The sequence below is a fragment of the Pseudomonas sp. RA_15y_Pfl2_54 genome (assembly GCF_963971015.1).
In the GTDB taxonomy this organism is placed as follows: Bacteria; Pseudomonadota; Gammaproteobacteria; order Pseudomonadales; family Pseudomonadaceae; genus Aquipseudomonas; species Aquipseudomonas baetica_A.
The window spans coordinates 37,086-52,734 of the sequence record NZ_CAXAPN010000037.1 but is presented as its reverse complement, the minus strand read 5'-3'; the positions used below and the strand labels follow the sequence as shown (position 1 = coordinate 52,734).

The 15,649-nt window shown below is 59.6% G+C and carries 19 protein-coding genes; 12 read left to right on the top strand and 7 right to left on the bottom strand.

Annotated features, from left to right (window positions below):
• Positions 1-70: 70 nt before the first annotated feature.
• Positions 71-751 (bottom strand): SOS response-associated peptidase, encoded by a 681-nt coding sequence (locus AACY50_RS23925; RefSeq protein WP_339433124.1) that lies wholly within the window; start codon positions 749-751, stop codon positions 71-73.
• A gap of 214 nt (positions 752-965) precedes the next feature.
• Here AACY50_RS23925 and AACY50_RS23920 point away from each other — a divergent pair, with 214 nt between their 5' ends.
• Positions 966-1,865: a polysaccharide deacetylase family protein gene (locus AACY50_RS23920; protein ID WP_339433125.1), complete on the top strand. Its 900-nt coding sequence runs from the start codon at positions 966-968 to the stop codon at positions 1,863-1,865.
• Between the two features lie 115 nt (positions 1,866-1,980).
• Complete coding sequence (locus AACY50_RS23915; protein WP_339433126.1) at positions 1,981-2,223, top strand: DUF1652 domain-containing protein; 243 nt, start codon at positions 1,981-1,983, stop codon at positions 2,221-2,223.
• Positions 2,224-2,226: 3 nt separating this feature from the next.
• Here the strand turns inward: AACY50_RS23915 and AACY50_RS23910 are convergent, their stop codons facing one another.
• The gene (locus tag AACY50_RS23910) at positions 2,227-2,589 is read right to left on the bottom strand and encodes an NUDIX hydrolase (protein ID WP_221729624.1); all 363 of its coding nucleotides are present in this window, start codon (positions 2,587-2,589) and stop codon (positions 2,227-2,229) included.
• Positions 2,590-2,809: 220 nt separating this feature from the next.
• Between AACY50_RS23910 and AACY50_RS23905 the strand changes: the two genes are divergently transcribed.
• A complete protein-coding gene (locus AACY50_RS23905; protein WP_339433128.1) occupies positions 2,810-3,007 on the top strand; it encodes a DUF2188 domain-containing protein in 198 nt (65 codons plus the stop codon).
• Between the two features lie 67 nt (positions 3,008-3,074).
• Here the strand turns inward: AACY50_RS23905 and AACY50_RS23900 are convergent, their stop codons facing one another.
• Positions 3,075-3,314, bottom strand: coding sequence for a hypothetical protein (locus tag AACY50_RS23900; RefSeq protein WP_221729626.1), 240 nt, complete (start codon positions 3,312-3,314; stop codon positions 3,075-3,077).
• A 183-nt stretch (positions 3,315-3,497) separates the two neighbouring features.
• Between AACY50_RS23900 and AACY50_RS23895 the strand changes: the two genes are divergently transcribed.
• On the top strand, positions 3,498-3,833 hold the full coding sequence (locus AACY50_RS23895) for a hypothetical protein (protein ID WP_339433129.1): 336 nt from the start codon (positions 3,498-3,500) through the stop codon (positions 3,831-3,833).
• Between the two features lie 20 nt (positions 3,834-3,853).
• Here the strand turns inward: AACY50_RS23895 and AACY50_RS23890 are convergent, their stop codons facing one another.
• Positions 3,854-4,738, bottom strand: coding sequence for a LysR substrate-binding domain-containing protein (locus tag AACY50_RS23890; protein ID WP_221729628.1), 885 nt, complete (start codon positions 4,736-4,738; stop codon positions 3,854-3,856).
• 159 nt (positions 4,739-4,897) lie between these two features.
• On the opposite strand from AACY50_RS23890, the gene ydiJ reads away from it, so the two are divergent.
• Positions 4,898-7,924: a D-2-hydroxyglutarate dehydrogenase YdiJ gene (ydiJ, locus tag AACY50_RS23885; RefSeq protein WP_339433130.1), complete on the top strand. Its 3,027-nt coding sequence runs from the start codon at positions 4,898-4,900 to the stop codon at positions 7,922-7,924.
• Here ydiJ and AACY50_RS23880 read toward each other — a convergent pair.
• The 3 genes from AACY50_RS23880 to AACY50_RS23870 form a co-directional block, all read right to left on the bottom strand.
• Positions 7,857-8,546 (bottom strand): paraquat-inducible protein A, encoded by a 690-nt coding sequence (locus tag AACY50_RS23880; protein ID WP_339465938.1) that lies wholly within the window; start codon positions 8,544-8,546, stop codon positions 7,857-7,859. The genes ydiJ and AACY50_RS23880 overlap by 68 nt on opposite strands.
• Positions 8,543-9,139: a paraquat-inducible protein A gene (locus AACY50_RS23875; RefSeq protein WP_339433132.1), complete on the bottom strand. Its 597-nt coding sequence runs from the start codon at positions 9,137-9,139 to the stop codon at positions 8,543-8,545. The genes AACY50_RS23880 and AACY50_RS23875 overlap by 4 nt, the downstream gene beginning before the upstream one ends.
• 135 nt (positions 9,140-9,274) lie before the next feature.
• Complete coding sequence (locus AACY50_RS23870; RefSeq protein WP_339433133.1) at positions 9,275-9,709, bottom strand: thioredoxin family protein; 435 nt, start codon at positions 9,707-9,709, stop codon at positions 9,275-9,277.
• Positions 9,710-10,059: 350 nt separating this feature from the next.
• Here AACY50_RS23870 and AACY50_RS23865 point away from each other — a divergent pair, with 350 nt between their 5' ends.
• The 7 genes from AACY50_RS23865 (at position 10,060) to AACY50_RS23835 (ending at position 15,611) form a co-directional block, all read left to right on the top strand.
• Positions 10,060-10,908 (top strand): transporter substrate-binding domain-containing protein, encoded by an 849-nt coding sequence (locus AACY50_RS23865; protein WP_339433134.1) that lies wholly within the window; start codon positions 10,060-10,062, stop codon positions 10,906-10,908.
• Positions 10,909-10,960: 52 nt separating this feature from the next.
• On the top strand, positions 10,961-11,623 hold the full coding sequence (locus AACY50_RS23860) for an amino acid ABC transporter permease (RefSeq protein WP_038368362.1): 663 nt from the start codon (positions 10,961-10,963) through the stop codon (positions 11,621-11,623).
• Between the two features lie 9 nt (positions 11,624-11,632).
• The gene (locus tag AACY50_RS23855) at positions 11,633-12,295 is read left to right on the top strand and encodes an amino acid ABC transporter permease (protein WP_339433135.1); all 663 of its coding nucleotides are present in this window, start codon (positions 11,633-11,635) and stop codon (positions 12,293-12,295) included.
• The gene (locus AACY50_RS23850) at positions 12,292-13,089 is read left to right on the top strand and encodes an amino acid ABC transporter ATP-binding protein (RefSeq protein ID WP_339465937.1); all 798 of its coding nucleotides are present in this window, start codon (positions 12,292-12,294) and stop codon (positions 13,087-13,089) included. The genes AACY50_RS23855 and AACY50_RS23850 overlap by 4 nt, the downstream gene beginning before the upstream one ends.
• A 29-nt stretch (positions 13,090-13,118) precedes the next feature.
• On the top strand, positions 13,119-13,508 hold the full coding sequence (locus AACY50_RS23845; protein ID WP_339433137.1) for a RidA family protein: 390 nt from the start codon (positions 13,119-13,121) through the stop codon (positions 13,506-13,508).
• A gap of 84 nt (positions 13,509-13,592) precedes the next feature.
• On the top strand, positions 13,593-14,357 hold the full coding sequence (locus AACY50_RS23840; RefSeq protein ID WP_339465936.1) for an IclR family transcriptional regulator: 765 nt from the start codon (positions 13,593-13,595) through the stop codon (positions 14,355-14,357).
• 39 nt (positions 14,358-14,396) lie between these two features.
• A complete protein-coding gene (locus tag AACY50_RS23835) occupies positions 14,397-15,611 on the top strand; it encodes an amino acid deaminase (RefSeq protein ID WP_339539250.1) in 1,215 nt (404 codons plus the stop codon).
• Positions 15,612-15,649: the final 38 nt, after the last annotated feature.

The following is a 15,649-nucleotide window of genomic DNA, read 5'->3' as shown; positions in this document are numbered from 1 at the left end:
AACGCTTGTTGTAATGAAACGGAATCACTATTGATTCGAATCTTTTTAAATAAATTGATGCAAAGAACATTCAGGTCAGTTGTTCTATTAGCCTGGCGCCCTGATTGCGTGAATTTCCTACGGTTTTAGCGACTTTGTACCATTCGAACGTCTCCCACGGTTCGCCTTCGAACAGAAGCATATGTTCGGCGCGTTCGACGGGCGTTGCTGGATCGAGCCATTCGCGCACCAAATCTGCGCAGAACACCACAGGTCGACGATCATGGATATCAAGCATGCCGCCGACGCTGTCCGCAGTGATGATCACAAATCCATCGTCGTCCCGCGCCTGCGTGCCGGATGTAGGAAGTTGTCCGATGGCGGCGCAGAAAACTGGTCCGTGATCGGCCCGACGGATCAGCCACGGTTGTCGGGTTTTATCCTCGGCATCCACCCACTCAAACCAGTTGTCGACCGGGACGATCAAGCGATCCCGCCAGATGGCCCGGAAGAATGGGCCATGGGCGACTTTCTCCACTCGCGCGTTGATTGGCGCTGCGCGATCCTTGGCCCAGTGTGGGCGCCAGCCCCAGCGCAGGTTGTCAGCGCACAGTCGTTGATCGTGCTGATGGAGCACGGCCAGCGAAGTGGTCGGGGCCGCGTTGTAGCGATTCAGCGGCGCGTCGCCCACATGATTGAGCAACGCATCCGGGATGCTCAGCACAGCAACGAAATCGTGAATGCCACGGTACTGCGAGAGTCTTGCGCACATGGGCTGAATCTCCGGTTGGACGGTTTCAGCTTAGTCGCTGATGCGCTCTCAATCCTTGTCTTGAGCAGACACTGGCTAACTGAGCGAGCGCCGGAACCAAACCCTGTGTACCTTATCCAGCCTCGGCTCGCAGAACCGGGCGCAGGGAAGGGTAAGGGCGAAGGAGTTTTGCCAATCGACAACGTGACCGCAGCGGTCGGACTCAAGGCGAAACATGACAACCGGATTCAGACTTCTTTGTGCAGCAGCCATTGTTTTGGGGTTGGCCGGTTGCATTGCCGCGCCCATCGAATTGACCGCGCAAACCGAAACACGCCTGAAAGCTCAAGCGCCGGTGCGCTTTTTGCTGACGTACGATGATGGCCCCAGCGCCTCGAGTTTCTGGAATCCGTCGGCCACGGTCCTCGACAGCCTCAAAGACAACCCCCTGCAACCGGGCATCAAAGCGGTGTTCTTCGTCCAGACCCGTGCGCCCAGGGCAGGCGACAGCGAGATCGGCCGCGCCATCATGCGTCGCGAGCATGAGGAGGGGCATATCCTCGGTTTTCACACCGCGACCCACTGGCACACCAATCATCGCTTGCTCGACCCGCGGGAGCTGGAAACGTCGCTGAGCAACGGTACGGCTGACATCGCCGCCATTACCGGGGCGCCACCCCGGTTATTGCGTCCGCCATTCTGGAACTACGACAAGCGCACTTTTGCCGCCTATCAACAACATGGATTACACGTCTTGTTGACGGATTTGAGCGCTAATGACGGCAAGATTTGGGGGTTTAACGCCAGCCCGCGGCGCCGGGCGAACCTGTTGCGGCAGTTGTCGCAAGTCCGGGAGCGCATCGCTCTTGGTGAGTTTCCAACCGTGGACGGGGTCATTCCGGTGGTGGTGACCTTCCATGACCTCAATCGCTACACCGCGCGGCATACTCGCGAATATCTGCAAATCCTGCTGGACAGTGCAGCCGCCACAGGCGTGAGGCTGGCGGACAAGCCGTTCTACGATGACCACGCTGCGCTGGAGAAGGCCGCGCTGGCGCGCACGGTTCAGCAAAGTTCGGATCAAGTGGAGTTACCGGGCATCTGGAACTGGGTCTGGGATCATGACGCCCACTGAGTCGTCGGGTCAATGTTGTGATCCGGTTGGCATTTTTGTATCGAGCAGGACACCAATGGCTCATCTATGCTTTCTGGGTTGACCGATTCTCTCATCGCCTGCGAGGCGTCAGCCCATGCTTGCCATCGCCGATATTTGCCGCATTGTCGAATCCGGCTTCCCCGCGTTTAAATGCGACTGCATTCCTACGCCGCAGGGGCTATTGCAAATCAAAGTCTATGAGCCCGACAGCGGTCACGTCGAGTTACTGCTCAATGGTGTTTCCCCGGAACATCTCGTCACGATCCGCGATATTTCCAACTTCATCGGTGAGTTACGCACGGAGATCAATGCGGGACGCAGGGCTTTTGCCGGTTAAACCTCATAAACGCCGCTGAAACGCCTGAACGATGCGCAACGTCGCGTCGCTGGTTTCCAGGTTCTGTACCGCGTCCAGTGGATGCCAGATGCAATCGGTGATCTCGTTCTGCGGGCGTACCTGGTCAATGTTCAATACCGATGCCTCGTAGACGTGATGCCGCGTGCTCCCGGTTTGCAGTTCCATCAGGTAAAGCACATCGTCGGCATCCAGTCCGGTTTCTTCCTGCAATTCACGCATGGCCGCATCCGCTCGGGTTTCCCCAGGCTCGACCTTGCCGCCGGGCAATGTCCAGCGGCAGCGGGGTTTGCGCACCAGGAGTACGTGTCGATCCTGTTCGCAAATAACGGTTGCGCGTACTTTCATTTGTTACCTTTTTGGCGGCCCGTCACAAGCATGAAATAAAACAGCAATATTCGAGCCGGGTCCTTGCTCAAGGTTCCTTGGGTTTTGGCGCTTTTGGTTGTACGAAAACGGCCAAACCCCTGACAGACAGCATAGCGACACTCGGTCGGCACTTCGGCGCAATCAGGGTGTAAGGTAAAAGCGTGTAGCTGAACCAACCGTTAGCGGACAGGAGGTGTCCATGAGCATTCCCATGTTGAACAAAATGCACATGAACGGCTATGACGTGCTCAGCGTGAACAACGGCCCGTGGCGGGTCTGCACCCAGGGTGACCGGCTGGCGTCGTTTCGCAGCAGAGAAGAGGCGCTGGCGTATGCAGCGGCGCTCCCCGGTTACAAAAAGCGCTCGACACGTGCTCAAACTGAGAGCGTGAGCTAAATATTTGTAACCTGTAACGAAAGAGCCCCGGTTTATGCCGGGGCTTGTGTTTTGGGCTGCGTCGGCCTCAGTGAACCTTGGTACGGCTGATGGCGCGAGCCTTTACTTCCTTGGCATACAGTTGCAGCCGCTCTTCATCGCTCTGCAGTACCTCGCAGGATCTCAGTACGGTCTGAGCATCCGCCTCGTTGCCGGACTGGCGCAACTGTTCGGCGATACGTTTGAGGTCGACGGCCGACCATCGCAGATCCGAGGCCACACTTTGCAAGTCACGCTGAAGTTCGTGTTCGTATTCATTGAGCCGCATGGTCATCTCCAGAACATTCTCGGTAGAAAAGACTAGTCGCATTTTTCACGGTGTGTGCGCAGTTCGTCTGTCATCGGCTCAAAGGACATGAAAATTGCCCAATCACCATTGAGGGCGCGGGGCCATGATGGATGTGTACTCCGTTACGCGATACATTCGCTTTTTTTTAAGCAGGAAAACATGATGCGGATATGGATCGGGAGTTTGGCGTTGGTCATGTTGGCCGGTTGCTCGTTGCCGGCTTCATTGGTGCCGGGTGAGCCTAATCTCAGCAAGACCAGTGACAAAGCACCCAAAGACTATGCCGCGTGTGTATTGCCGTTATGGCAGCAGGATGTTGCAAAGGCTTCGCAGACGTCGATTTCCAACGGCTACCGCGTTACGGCGCCCAGCATCATCACCGCTGACGAGATTCTCGATATCGTGAAATACAAGGACGGCAGCCGCGTATCGCTGTATCAGGGGCCGCCGTGGGCCAAGTCCGGTTCGTTGCGCAAATCGGTGCGTGACTGCCTCTGACGACTGCTTGAGGAGCACCGTCAGAGCGTATCCACCAACCAGTCCCGAAACGCCTTCAGCGACGGCAGAGTTTCGTTGCGCGGTGGATAGACCAGGTAATAGCTGCGCCGACTGGTGATGGGTTCTCCCAGTTGCAGCAACTCGCCATTCAACAACTCTTCCTCGACCAGAATTCGTGGCACCAGGCCTACGCCGATATTCGCGCGTACGGCCTGAATCAAGTGCGACGTCATTTCAAAGCTCGGCCCGATGCGCATGCTGCGATGCGGCAAGGCGTGATGGCTGAACCATTCCGCCCATGCCTGGGCATTACTGCTGACGTTGAGCAGCAATTGCCCGGCGATGTGTTGCTCTGCGCCATTGCGCTCGGCGGCAGACCACTGTGCACTGGCGATCACCACCAGTTCTTCGGTGTGCAGGGGCAGGGCTGTCAGCCCTGGCCATTCACCGCCGCCGACGCAGATGGCGGCATCGATTTCACTGGTATCAAAGTCAATCGCTTCGATGCGTGAGTGCAGGTGCACGGTCATGCCCGGGTGCGCGGTGTAGAAGTCCTTGAGGCGCGGCAACAACCATTTCGAGCCAAACGTTGGCAGCGTTGCCAATCGCAAACTGTGGATGCCGGAACCAAACGCCATGGCTTGCAGGGTCGCGCTGCGGATCTGCCCGAGGGCTTCGGCGAGTTCGCGTTGATACATGCGCCCGACATCGGTCAGGACGACTTTGCGACCTTCGCGATTGAACAAGCGCATGCCGAGCATCTTCTCCAGAATTTGCACCTGACGGCTGACCGCACTTTGCGTCAACGACAGCTCATGGGCGGCGCGGGTGTAGCTTTCATGGCGTGCGGCGGCCTCGAAGGCCAGCAATAACGACATGGAGGGCGTGAGCGTTCGCGGATTCATTCGTAAAAGTCATTGATAGCGGGTCGAATTTACGGTTGTCCCAGCGTCCTTCAACAATGAACATTGGCACCATTAGATGGCGGAGGGTGACGCAATCATTCGTTGCGTACAACTGTTCACCGCCACACGACCCGAATTTGCCCTGAGATGCCCTGACCGATGATTGCCCAACTGTCGCCCGCTACCGCACTGACCGCCGATTACCAGCAGTTCCTCAAAGCCCTGAAGGCCAGCGGTTTTCGCGGTGAAATCAGCGCCGACTACGCCAGCCGCGTGGTGTTGGCGACCGACAACTCGATCTATCAACGCCTGCCACAAGCGGCGGTGTTTCCCATGGATGCCGAGGATGTGGCGCGGGTTGCACGGCTGATCGCCGAGCCTGCTTACAAACAAGTGGTGATCACACCACGCGGCGGTGGCACCGGCACCAATGGGCAGTCGCTGACCGACGGCATCGTCGTCGACCTGTCGCGGCACATGAACCGCATTCTGGACATCAACGTTGAGCAGCGCTGGGTGCGGGTGCAGGCCGGGGTGGTCAAGGATCAGCTCAACGCCGCGCTGAAATCCGCCGGGCTGTTTTTCGCACCGGAGTTGTCGACCTCCAACCGTGCCACCGTCGGCGGCATGATCAACACCGACGCCAGCGGCCAGGGCAGTTGCACCTACGGCAAGACCCGCGACCATGTGCTCGAACTCGACATGATCCTGCGTGGTGGCGAGCGTCTGCACGGTCTGCCACTGGAGGAAAGCGAGTTGACAGCGCTGTGTGCCCGGCAAGACCGGGTTGGCGACGTCTATCGCTGCGCCCGGCAGATCATCGATGAGCAGGGCGCACTGATCAAAGAGCGTTTCCCCGATCTCAACCGCTGCCTGACCGGTTACGACCTTGCGCATCTGCGTGAAGCCGATCACCGTTTCAACCTCAACAGTGTGCTGTGCGGTGCTGAAGGTTCGTTGGGGTTTGTGGTCGAGGCGAAGTTGAATGTGCTGCCGATCCCCAAGCACACGATGCTGGTGAACATTCGTTACGCAGGCTTCATGGACGCGCTTCGCGATGCCCGGGCCTTGATGGCGCTCAAACCGTTGTCGATCGAAACCGTGGACTCCAAAGTCCTGCTGCTGGCGATGCAGGACATCGTCTGGCACGGCGTTGCCGAGTATTTCCCGGAAAGCGCCGAGCGGCCAACCCTGGGGATCAACCTGGTCGAGTTCTGTGGTGATGATCCCGAAGACTTGCAGCGCAGGGTCGAGACCTTCATCGAACACTTGATCAGCGATCAAACCGTTGAGCGGCTGGGCCACACGCTGGCCGTCGGGCAGGCCGCCGTGAGCAAGGTGTACGGCATGCGCAAACGGGCGGTTGGTCTGCTCGGCAACGTCGCCGGTGAAGCGCGGCCGCAGCCGTTTGTCGAAGACACCGCCGTGCCGCCGCAGCATTTGGCCGAGTACATCGCCGAGTTGCGCGATTTGCTCGACAGCCATGGCCTGCAGTACGGCATGTTTGGCCACGTCGATGCGGGCGTGCTGCACGTACGGCCGATTCTCGACATGAAAGATCCGCAGCAAGCGGCGCTGGTGCGCCCGGTGTCCGACGGTGTTGCCGCGTTGACTCAACGCTACGGCGGCCTGCTGTGGGGCGAGCACGGCAAAGGCCTGCGCTCGGAATACGCACCGGCGTTTTTCGGTGAGCTGTATCCGGCACTGCAAGCCCTGAAGGCGGCGTTTGACCCGTTCAACCAATTCAACCCGGGCAAGATCGCCACTGCCGCCAATACCGATGCGACGTTGCTGAAAATCGACGAAGTGACTTTGCGCGGCGAACTGGATCGGCAGATCGACGAAAAAGTCTGGCAGAGCTACGGCGCGGCCATGCACTGCAACGGCAACGGTGCCTGCTATAACTTCGACCCGGACGATGCGATGTGCCCGTCGTGGAAAGCCACCCGTGAACGTTCGCAGTCGCCCAAGGGCCGGGCTTCGTTGATTCGCGAGTGGCTGCGGTTGCAGGGCGAGGCGGGGGTTGATGTGTTGTCGGATGCCATTCGCCGCCCGGCGTTTTTCTCATCGCTGTGGCAGCGCTGGCGCAACAGCCGTGCGCAGTCCGAAGACTTCTCCCATGAGGTCTACGACGCCATGGCCGGTTGCCTGGCGTGCAAGTCCTGCGCGGGACAATGCCCGGTCAAGGTCAACGTGCCGGAGTTTCGTTCGCGGTTTCTTGAGCTGTATCACAGCCGTTATCTGCGTCCGGCACGGGACTATCTGATTGCCTCGCTGGAATACAGCATCCCGTACATGGCGCGGATTCCGGCGCTGTACAACGGTTTGATGGGCGCCTCGTTTATTCGCCGCCTGCTCGAACGCTTGGGGGGCATGGTCGATGTGCCGCTGCTCAGTCGCTTTGATTTTCACGCAGCCATGCGCCGTTGGCAGGTGCAACCGGCGACGGTGGCGACCTTGTCTGCACTGAGCGCGGCGCAACGTGAGCGCAGCGTGGTGCTGGTGCAGGACGCCTTCACCCGTTACTTCGAAGCACCGCTGCTGGCAGACCTGATCGAACTGATTTCGCGTCTGGGTTATCAGGTGTATCTGGCGCCGTTCAGCGCCAACGGCAAACCCCTGCATGTTCAGGGTTTCCTGTCGGCGTTCAACCGCGCGGCGCTGCGTAATGCCCGGCAACTGCGTGAACTGGCGGATGTCGGTGTGCCGCTGCTGGGGCTGGACCCGGCGATGACCCTGGTGTATCGCCAGGAATACTTGAAAGTGCCCGGCATGGAGCAATGCCCGGAAGTGGCGCTGGTGCAGGAGTGGTTGCTCAAGGTGATGCCGGAACAGGTTCGTCAGGGCAATGCCCAGACGTTCCGTTTGCTGGCCCATTGCACGGAAAAAACCAACGCCCCGGCCGCCACTCGGCAATGGGAGCAAGTGTTTGAACGCGCGGGACTGAAACTGGCGACTCAGGCCACCGGCTGCTGCGGCATGTCCGGCACCTATGGTCACGAGGCGCGTAACCGCGAAACGTCGGCGGTGATCTACGAGCAATCGTGGGCGCGGCAGGTTGATGTGCCGGTGGCGCAGGGCGAGGCGCTGGCCACCGGTTATTCGTGCCGCAGCCAGGTCAAGCGCCAGTCGGATCAGGCGCTGCGCCATCCGTTGCAGGTGCTGCTGGCGGTTCTGCGTCGCTGAGCAGTTCGTCGTCCGGGGCGTTGTCCCAGATCATCCGAGGGTCGAAACTCATCGCCGAGAGCATGGTGAACACCACCACCATGCCGAAGAACAGGATGCCCGGGCGCGGCTCGATATCGCCCAGCGCCTGGAATTTCACCAGCGCTGCGACCAACGCCACCACCAGCACGTCGAGCATCGACCAATAGCCGATCAGCTCGACGAAGCGGAACAGTTTCGAGCGTTCGCGACGCGCCCAACCGCTGCCGCACTGCACGGTGATCAGCAGCAGCGACAGGGCGACGAACTTGATGCCCGGCACCGCGATGCTGGCGATGAAAATGATCAGGGCTATGTCCCACGCGCCACCGTCCCAGAACTCCAGCACGCCACTCATGATCGTGCTGTCGGCGCCGTTGCCGAGCATGACGGTGTTCATCACCGGCAGTAGATTGGCCGGCACATAAAACGCCAGCGCTGCAAACAGGTAGGCCCAGGTGCGAGCCAGTGAATGGGGCTTGCGCCGGTGTAACGGTGCGTCACAGCGCGGGCACTCTTGGGGCTCGTCGCTCATGTCACAGGCCAGCCCACAGCTGTGACACAGGCAGAGATTGAGTTCGCTGGCCGTCGCTGGTCGTTTCATGGAATGTCCCACAGATCACGAATGTCGCGGCCGGCGATGCGGATCATCATCAGGCTCAGTGCGGCAAGGGCAAACAGACCGATGCCCGGCAACACATCAAGCAACCCCGCGAGTTTGAACACCGCCACCATCGCCCCCAGCAGGCAGACTTCGAGCATGCTCCAGGGGCGCAACGTTTCCAGCCAGCGCAAACAGACCTTGAAGCCCGGCGCTCGGCGTGAAGAGAGGGCGAAGCTGAGCACCCAGATCAACAGCACCAATTGAAAGGCCGGGGCGATGATGATCGAAATCGCCGCGACCATCGCCATGAACGTGATGGGCCCTTGACTCAGCGCCAGCACCGAATCCCACAGCGTCGCACTGTTTTTCAGGCCCTTCATGCTGATGCTCATCACCGGGTAGAAATTGGCGAACAACCACAGCATGGCCGCGGTAAAGCTCAGGGCCAGCCGTTGTTCGGCGGTCAAACCGTTGTAGCGCTGCAACACGCCACCGCAGCGCGTGCAAAGGGTCTTCTGATGCTGAGTGAGCACGACTTTTTCGTACACACAGTCGCAGTGCTCACAGATGATCAGGTGTTCGGTGTGGGCCATGGGTGGCACTCGACGGCTGGGCACAAGACCTGATCACTATAGACCCCGCCAGCGCCATGGGCTGGGAGGGGCGAATGATTTGTGATCCAGTCACAAGTCCAGTGTGGGCGCGGGCTTGCTCGCGAAGGCGATGTATCAGGCGCCGCGCCTCTGCCGGCGCGCACCGGTGATGGTGCACAGATGACGCAACGTACGACGAAGCCAGATCAGGTCGTGCCGTGATTTTTGCTGCACCGCTGGTGCCTTGGTGTTGCCAATGTGCCGGGCAAAGTCCGCCGCGAGTGTTTCTTCTGTGCCAATCCCTTTGAGTTTCTTCACAAGCCTGCCGTTCTTGTAGAACAGCACCGTCGGCGTTCCCGTGACCAGCGGATGGCGCGGCGACTCACGGGTATTGAGCATGTAGATGTTGGCACGATGGCGATACGGCTCGGCAGTCTGACGAAAAATCGGCCCGGCCCTTTCGCAGGCGGGGCAGTGTTCGTTGGCGAAGTACAGGATGACCGGCCGCCAGGTTTTCAGGGCTTTACGGTAAATGGCAGGCAAGTCCGAACGACGAGTTGTCGTTTGCATGGAAACCTCCTTGTTCAACGAGTGAGCGCGACTGCAACGTTAACCCCCATCGAACCCTCTCATCTACTGTCAGAGTTGACAGGCAGGCATCACTAAAGCAGTGCGCTCGCTTGATCACGGTGCACCCGAATGTTGCCCGAGTACCCGCCCATGTGTGGCCCTCGGTAGCGTTGGGCAGTGGCACCTCACGTAGCGCCTAATGCCGCACATCATGCATCCCTTTGATTCTTCAAGCATTTCAATCCATTGCAGATTCCTGGCGAATCCTGTGGCACACTTTCTGCTATCTATTCCGTAGTAACAAACCAAGTTCCGTTGTAGCGGAATAAATAGTCTCAGAAGTGCTTGCCATGCATCGCCGACCTTCCTTGTTCAAAGCGTGTGTTTTTGTTCTTGCAGCTTCTTCAACTGTCATGGGCCTGGCTCAGGCCGCCGACAGCAAGCTCGACAGTGTGCTGGCCCGCGGAAAACTGATTGTGGGCACCGGCAGCACCAATGCGCCTTGGCACTTTCAGGGCGCGGACGGCAAGTTGCAGGGCTTTGATATCGACATCGCCAGGATCGTGGCCAAAGGGCTGTTCAACGACCCGGGCAAAGTCGAGTTCGTGGTGCAGTCGTCCGATGCGCGGATCCCCAATCTGCTCACCGACAAAGTCGATATGAGTTGCCAGTTCATCACCGTGACAGCCAGCCGCGCCCAACAAGTTGCCTTCACCCTGCCGTATTACCGCGAAGGTGTTGGCTTGCTGCTGCCGAACAACAGCAAGTACAAGGAAATCGAAGACCTGCAAGCCGCGGGCGACAGCGTGACGGTCGCGGTGCTGCAAAACGTATACGCCGAAGAACTGGTGCATCAGGCATTGCCCAAAGCCAAGGTCGATCAGTACGACAGCGTCGATCTGATGTATCAGGCCGTGAACTCCGGCCGCGCCGATGCCGCCGCCACCGACCAGTCCTCGGTCAAATACCTGATGGTGCAGAACCCTGGCCGCTATCGCAGCCCGAGCTATGCCTGGAGCCCGCAGACCTACGCGTGCGCCGTCAAACGTGGCGATCAGGATTGGTTGAACTTCGTCAACACGGCGTTGCATGAAGCCATGACCGGCGTTGAATTCCCGACTTACGCGGCGTCGTTCAAGCAATGGTTCGGTGTTGACCTGCCATCGCCCGCCATCGGTTTCCCTGTCGAATTCAAATGATCCTGTGAGAGTGGGGCGCCCATAACGCGCCCCGCTCAAGGTACTGCTGACCATGAACTATCAGTTGAACTTTGCCGCCGTGTGGCGCGATTTCGACACCTTGCTGGCGGGGCTGGGTCTGGGCCTTGAACTGGCGCTGGTGTCGATCGCCATCGGTTGCGTGATCGGCCTGCTGATGGCGTTTGCCTTGCTGTCCAGGCATCGCGCCTTGCGGGTGCTGGCCTCGGTGTACGTCACGGTGGTGCGTAATACGCCGATCCTGGTGTTGATTCTGTTGATCTACTTTGCGTTGCCGAGCCTGGGGATCCGGCTGGACAAGATCCCGTCGTTCATCATCACCCTGTCGTTGTATGCCGGGGCGTACCTGACCGAAGTGTTCCGGGGTGGCTTGCTGAGCATTCCCAAAGGCCAGCGCGAAGCCGGGCTGGCGATCGGCCTCGGTGAATGGCAGGTCAAGGCCTACGTCACCGTGCCGGTAATGCTGCGCAACGTCTTGCCCGCGCTGTCGAACAACTTCATTTCGCTGTTCAAGGACACCTCGTTGGCTGCCGCGATTGCGGTGCCGGAGCTGACCTATTACGCGCGCAAGATCAACGTCGAGAGCTACCGGGTGATCGAAACCTGGCTGGTGACCACGGCGCTGTATGTCGCGGCCTGTTACCTCATCGCCATGCTGCTGCGTTATCTGGAGCAGCGTCTGGCGATCCGCCGATAGGAGGCAGTGATGTACCAATCCCCCAGTTGGTTGCATGAGTTATGGGTGGCGCGCGAGCCGCTCTGGCAGGGTTTTCTGACCAGTGTGCAGGTGTCGGCGCTGGCGATTTTGTTCGGCACGATGCTCGGCGTCGTCGCGGGTCTGGTGCTGACCTACGGCAAGTTCTGGATGCGCGCACCGTTTCGTTTTTACGTCGACATCATTCGCGGTACGCCGGTGTTTGTATTGGTGCTGGCCTGCTTCTATATGGCACCGGCGCTGGGCTGGCGGATCAGCGCTTTTCAGGCCGGCGCGTTGGGCCTGACGCTGTTCTGTGGCTCCCACGTTGCCGAGATCGTACGCGGTGCGTTGCAAGCCTTGCCTCGCGGCCAGATGGAAGCGGGCAAAGCCATTGGCCTGACGTTTTATCAATCCCTCGGCTACGTGCTGTTACCCCAAGCGCTGCGGCAGATTCTGCCGACCTGGGTCAACTCGTCCACCGAAATCGTCAAGGCGTCGACCTTGCTGTCGGTGATCGGCGTGGCCGAATTGCTGCTCAGCACCCAACAGATCATCGCTCGGAACTTCATGACACTGGAGTTCTACCTGTTCGCCGGTTTTCTGTTCTTCGTCATCAACTTCGGCATCGAATTACTCGGCCGGCACATTGAAAAACGGGTGGCCTTGCCATGACAGACGCTCCAGTTTCCAACGTACAAAACGGCCAGCCACTGCTGGACATCCGTGGCCTGCACAAGCAGTACGGCGCGGTCGAAGTACTCAAAGGTGTCGACCTCAGTATGCAACGCGGCAATGTGGTGACACTGATCGGCTCCAGCGGGTCGGGCAAGACCACGCTGCTGCGTTGCGTGAACATGCTTGAGGAGTTCCAGGGCGGGCAGATCCTGCTCGACGGCGAATCCATCGGCTATGACGACGTCAACGGCAAACGCGTGCGCCACGCAGAAAAAGTCATCGCCCGTCATCGCGCGATGACCGGCATGGCGTTCCAGCAATTCAACCTGTTCCCGCACTTGACGGCCTTGCAGAACGTCACCCTTGGGCTGCTCAAGGTGAAGAAAATGCACAAGGACGAAGCCGTGGTCCTGGCCGAGAAATGGCTGGAGCGGGTGGGCCTGCTTGAACGGCGTAATCACTTCCCGGGTCAGTTGTCCGGCGGTCAGCAACAGCGCGTGGCGATTGCCCGGGCCATTGCCATGAACCCGAGCCTGATGCTGTTCGACGAAGTCACCTCGGCGCTCGACCCGGAGTTGGTCGGCGAAGTGCTTAACGTGATCAAGGGCCTGGCCGACGAAGGCATGACCATGCTGTTGGTGACCCACGAAATGCGTTTCGCTTTCGAGGTCTCGGACAAGATCGTTTTCATGAATCAGGGGCGGATCGAAGAACAGGGGCCTCCCAAGGAGCTGTTCGAACGCCCGCAATCACCGCGGCTGGCTGAGTTTCTCAAGAGCACGCGGTTCTAATTTTTGCTTTGTAATCAGGAGAAGTACCCATGAGCATTACTCGATACGGCACCGGCAGCACGGCCGCTGGCGGTCAGCCACGCCCCTTCGCTCGCGCCGTTGAAGCGGATGGCTGGCTGCACGTGTCCGGCCAGGTGCCCGCGGTGGATGGCGAGATCATTGTTGGCGGCATCGTCGAGCAGACCCATCAGACCATGAAGAACCTGATCGCCATTCTCGAAGAGGCCGGTTATGGCCTGGAAGATGTGGTTCGCGCTGGCGTATGGCTGGACGACCCGCGGGATTTCACCAGTTTCAACAAGGTGTTCGGCGAATACTTCAAACCTGAGCACGCCCCGGCACGGGCCTGCGTACAGGCGAGCATGATGGTTGATTGCAAGGTCGAGATCGATTGCATTGCGTACAAGAGAAAGGGTTGAGAGGGGGCTTGCTCGCCAAAGCGCTCTTACCGTCGATGCGGCACTCTCGGTAAACTCCCGGCACTTTCATTGGGGACTGCAGAAATGACCGAAGACACCATCAAACGCCGGGCGCGTGGCCTGGACCGAGCGTTCGATATCCTCGATTTCCTCAAGGAAATCGGCCAGCCGCTGCGCCCGAACGACATCGCCAACGGCATCGGCAGCCCGAAATCCACGGTCTATGAGTTGGTCGCGTCCTTGTTGGAGCGGCGGATTCTGGAACCGGTGGGCAAGGACGGTCACGTCTATCTCGGCCGGCAGTTGTACTTCCTCGGTCAGGCGCACCTGCGTCATTTCGACCTCAGCCGCGAGGCCGATCACGCCTTGCAGGAGATCGTCAGCCAGACCCGTGAAACCGCGCAGATGTGCCTGCTCAATGGGCGCAAGTACACGGTGGCGTTGATGAAGGAAGGTGAACGGCATTTCCGTATTTCTTCCGACATCGGCGAGAACGCGCCGATTCCGTGGACGGCATCCGGTCGTTTGCTACTGGCGCACCTGAGTGACCAGCAAATCGTCGACCTGATCGACGAAGACGATTACGTCCTGCCCGACGGTGAACGCTTGTCGCTGGAGCTGTTTCTGGCGCAGATCCGTCAGGCCGGTATCGACGGATTTTTTTCCTTCGACAGCGTCGCCGACACCTTCACCCATTGCTTCGCCGCTCCGGTCAAAGACCCTAATGGCGTGGCCATTTGCACCCTGTGCATCGTCGCACCACGGGCCGATGCGAAGAACAATTACGACGACTATCGCCGGGTTCTGATCGAGAGCGCCAACAGCCTCGCCCGGCGAATCAACGAATAAACGCGGCGGCCTGCGGCCGCGGCTGCGAGGAGTTTGACCATGACGACTGCCATCAATACTGCTGCGCAAAAGGGCGATGCCGCGATCGGCGCGCACCTGGCGCGTGACGTCAGCCTGCCGGCGCTGGTGCTGCACCGCGAAGCGTTGGAACACAACATTGGCTGGATGCAAAAGTTTGTCAGCGACAGCGGCGCCGAGTTGGCGCCCCACGGCAAAACCAGCATGACCCCAGCGCTGTTCAAGCGCCAACTCGACGCCGGTGCCTGGGGCATCACCCTCGCCAGTGCGACCCAAACCCGTGCGGCCTATACCCATGGCGTACGCCGGGTGCTGATGGCCAACCAATTGGTCGGCACGCCAAACATGGCATTGATTGCCGAACTGCTGGCGGATCCGTCGTTCGAGTTCTATTGCATGGTGGATCACCCGGACAACGTGGCCGATCTCGGTGCTTACTTTGCCTCGCGCGGTGTGAAGCTCAACGTGATGATCGAATACGGCGTGGTCGGTGGTCGTTGCGGGTGCCGTAGCGAGCAGGAAGTCATCGAACTGGCCAAAGCAATCAACGCGCAACCTTCGTTGGCGTTGACCGGTATCGAAGGTTACGAAGGCGTGATTCATGGCGATCACGCGGTCAGCGGCATTCGTGAGTTCGCCGCGTCGCTGGTGCGTCTGGCGGTGCAGTTGCAGGACAGCGGCGCGTTTGCCATTGCCAAGCCGATCATCACGGCTTCGGGGTCGGCTTGGTATGACCTGATTGCCGAATCGTTCGAGGCGCAGAACGCGGGCGGACGTTTCCTCAGTGTGTTGCGCCCTGGCAGTTATGTCGCGCATGACCATGGCATCTACAAAGAGGCGCAGTGCTGCGTGCTCGATCGGCGCAGCGATTTGCACGAAGGTTTGCGGCCGGCGCTGGAGGTCTGGGCTCATGTGCAGTCGATGCCGGAACTGGGGTTTGCGGTGATTGCGCTGGGCAAACGGGATGTCGCGTTCGATGCCGGTCTGCCGGTACCGTTGCTGCGTTACCAGGCCGGTGTGGTGCCGGCGGTGGGCGATGACGTCGGCGCGTGCAAAGTGACAGCGGTGATGGATCAGCACGCGTTCATGACCGTAGCGCCGGGCGTTGAGCTGCGCGTGGGTGACATCATTTCCTTCGGCACTTCGCACCCGTGCCTGACCTTTGATAAATGGCGCGTGGGGTTGCTGGTCGACGAGCAGTTGACGGTGATCGAGTGCATGGAGACCTGTTTCTAAGGCTCGCCAAGGCGTCTGCCCAGACACCCTCGATCAAA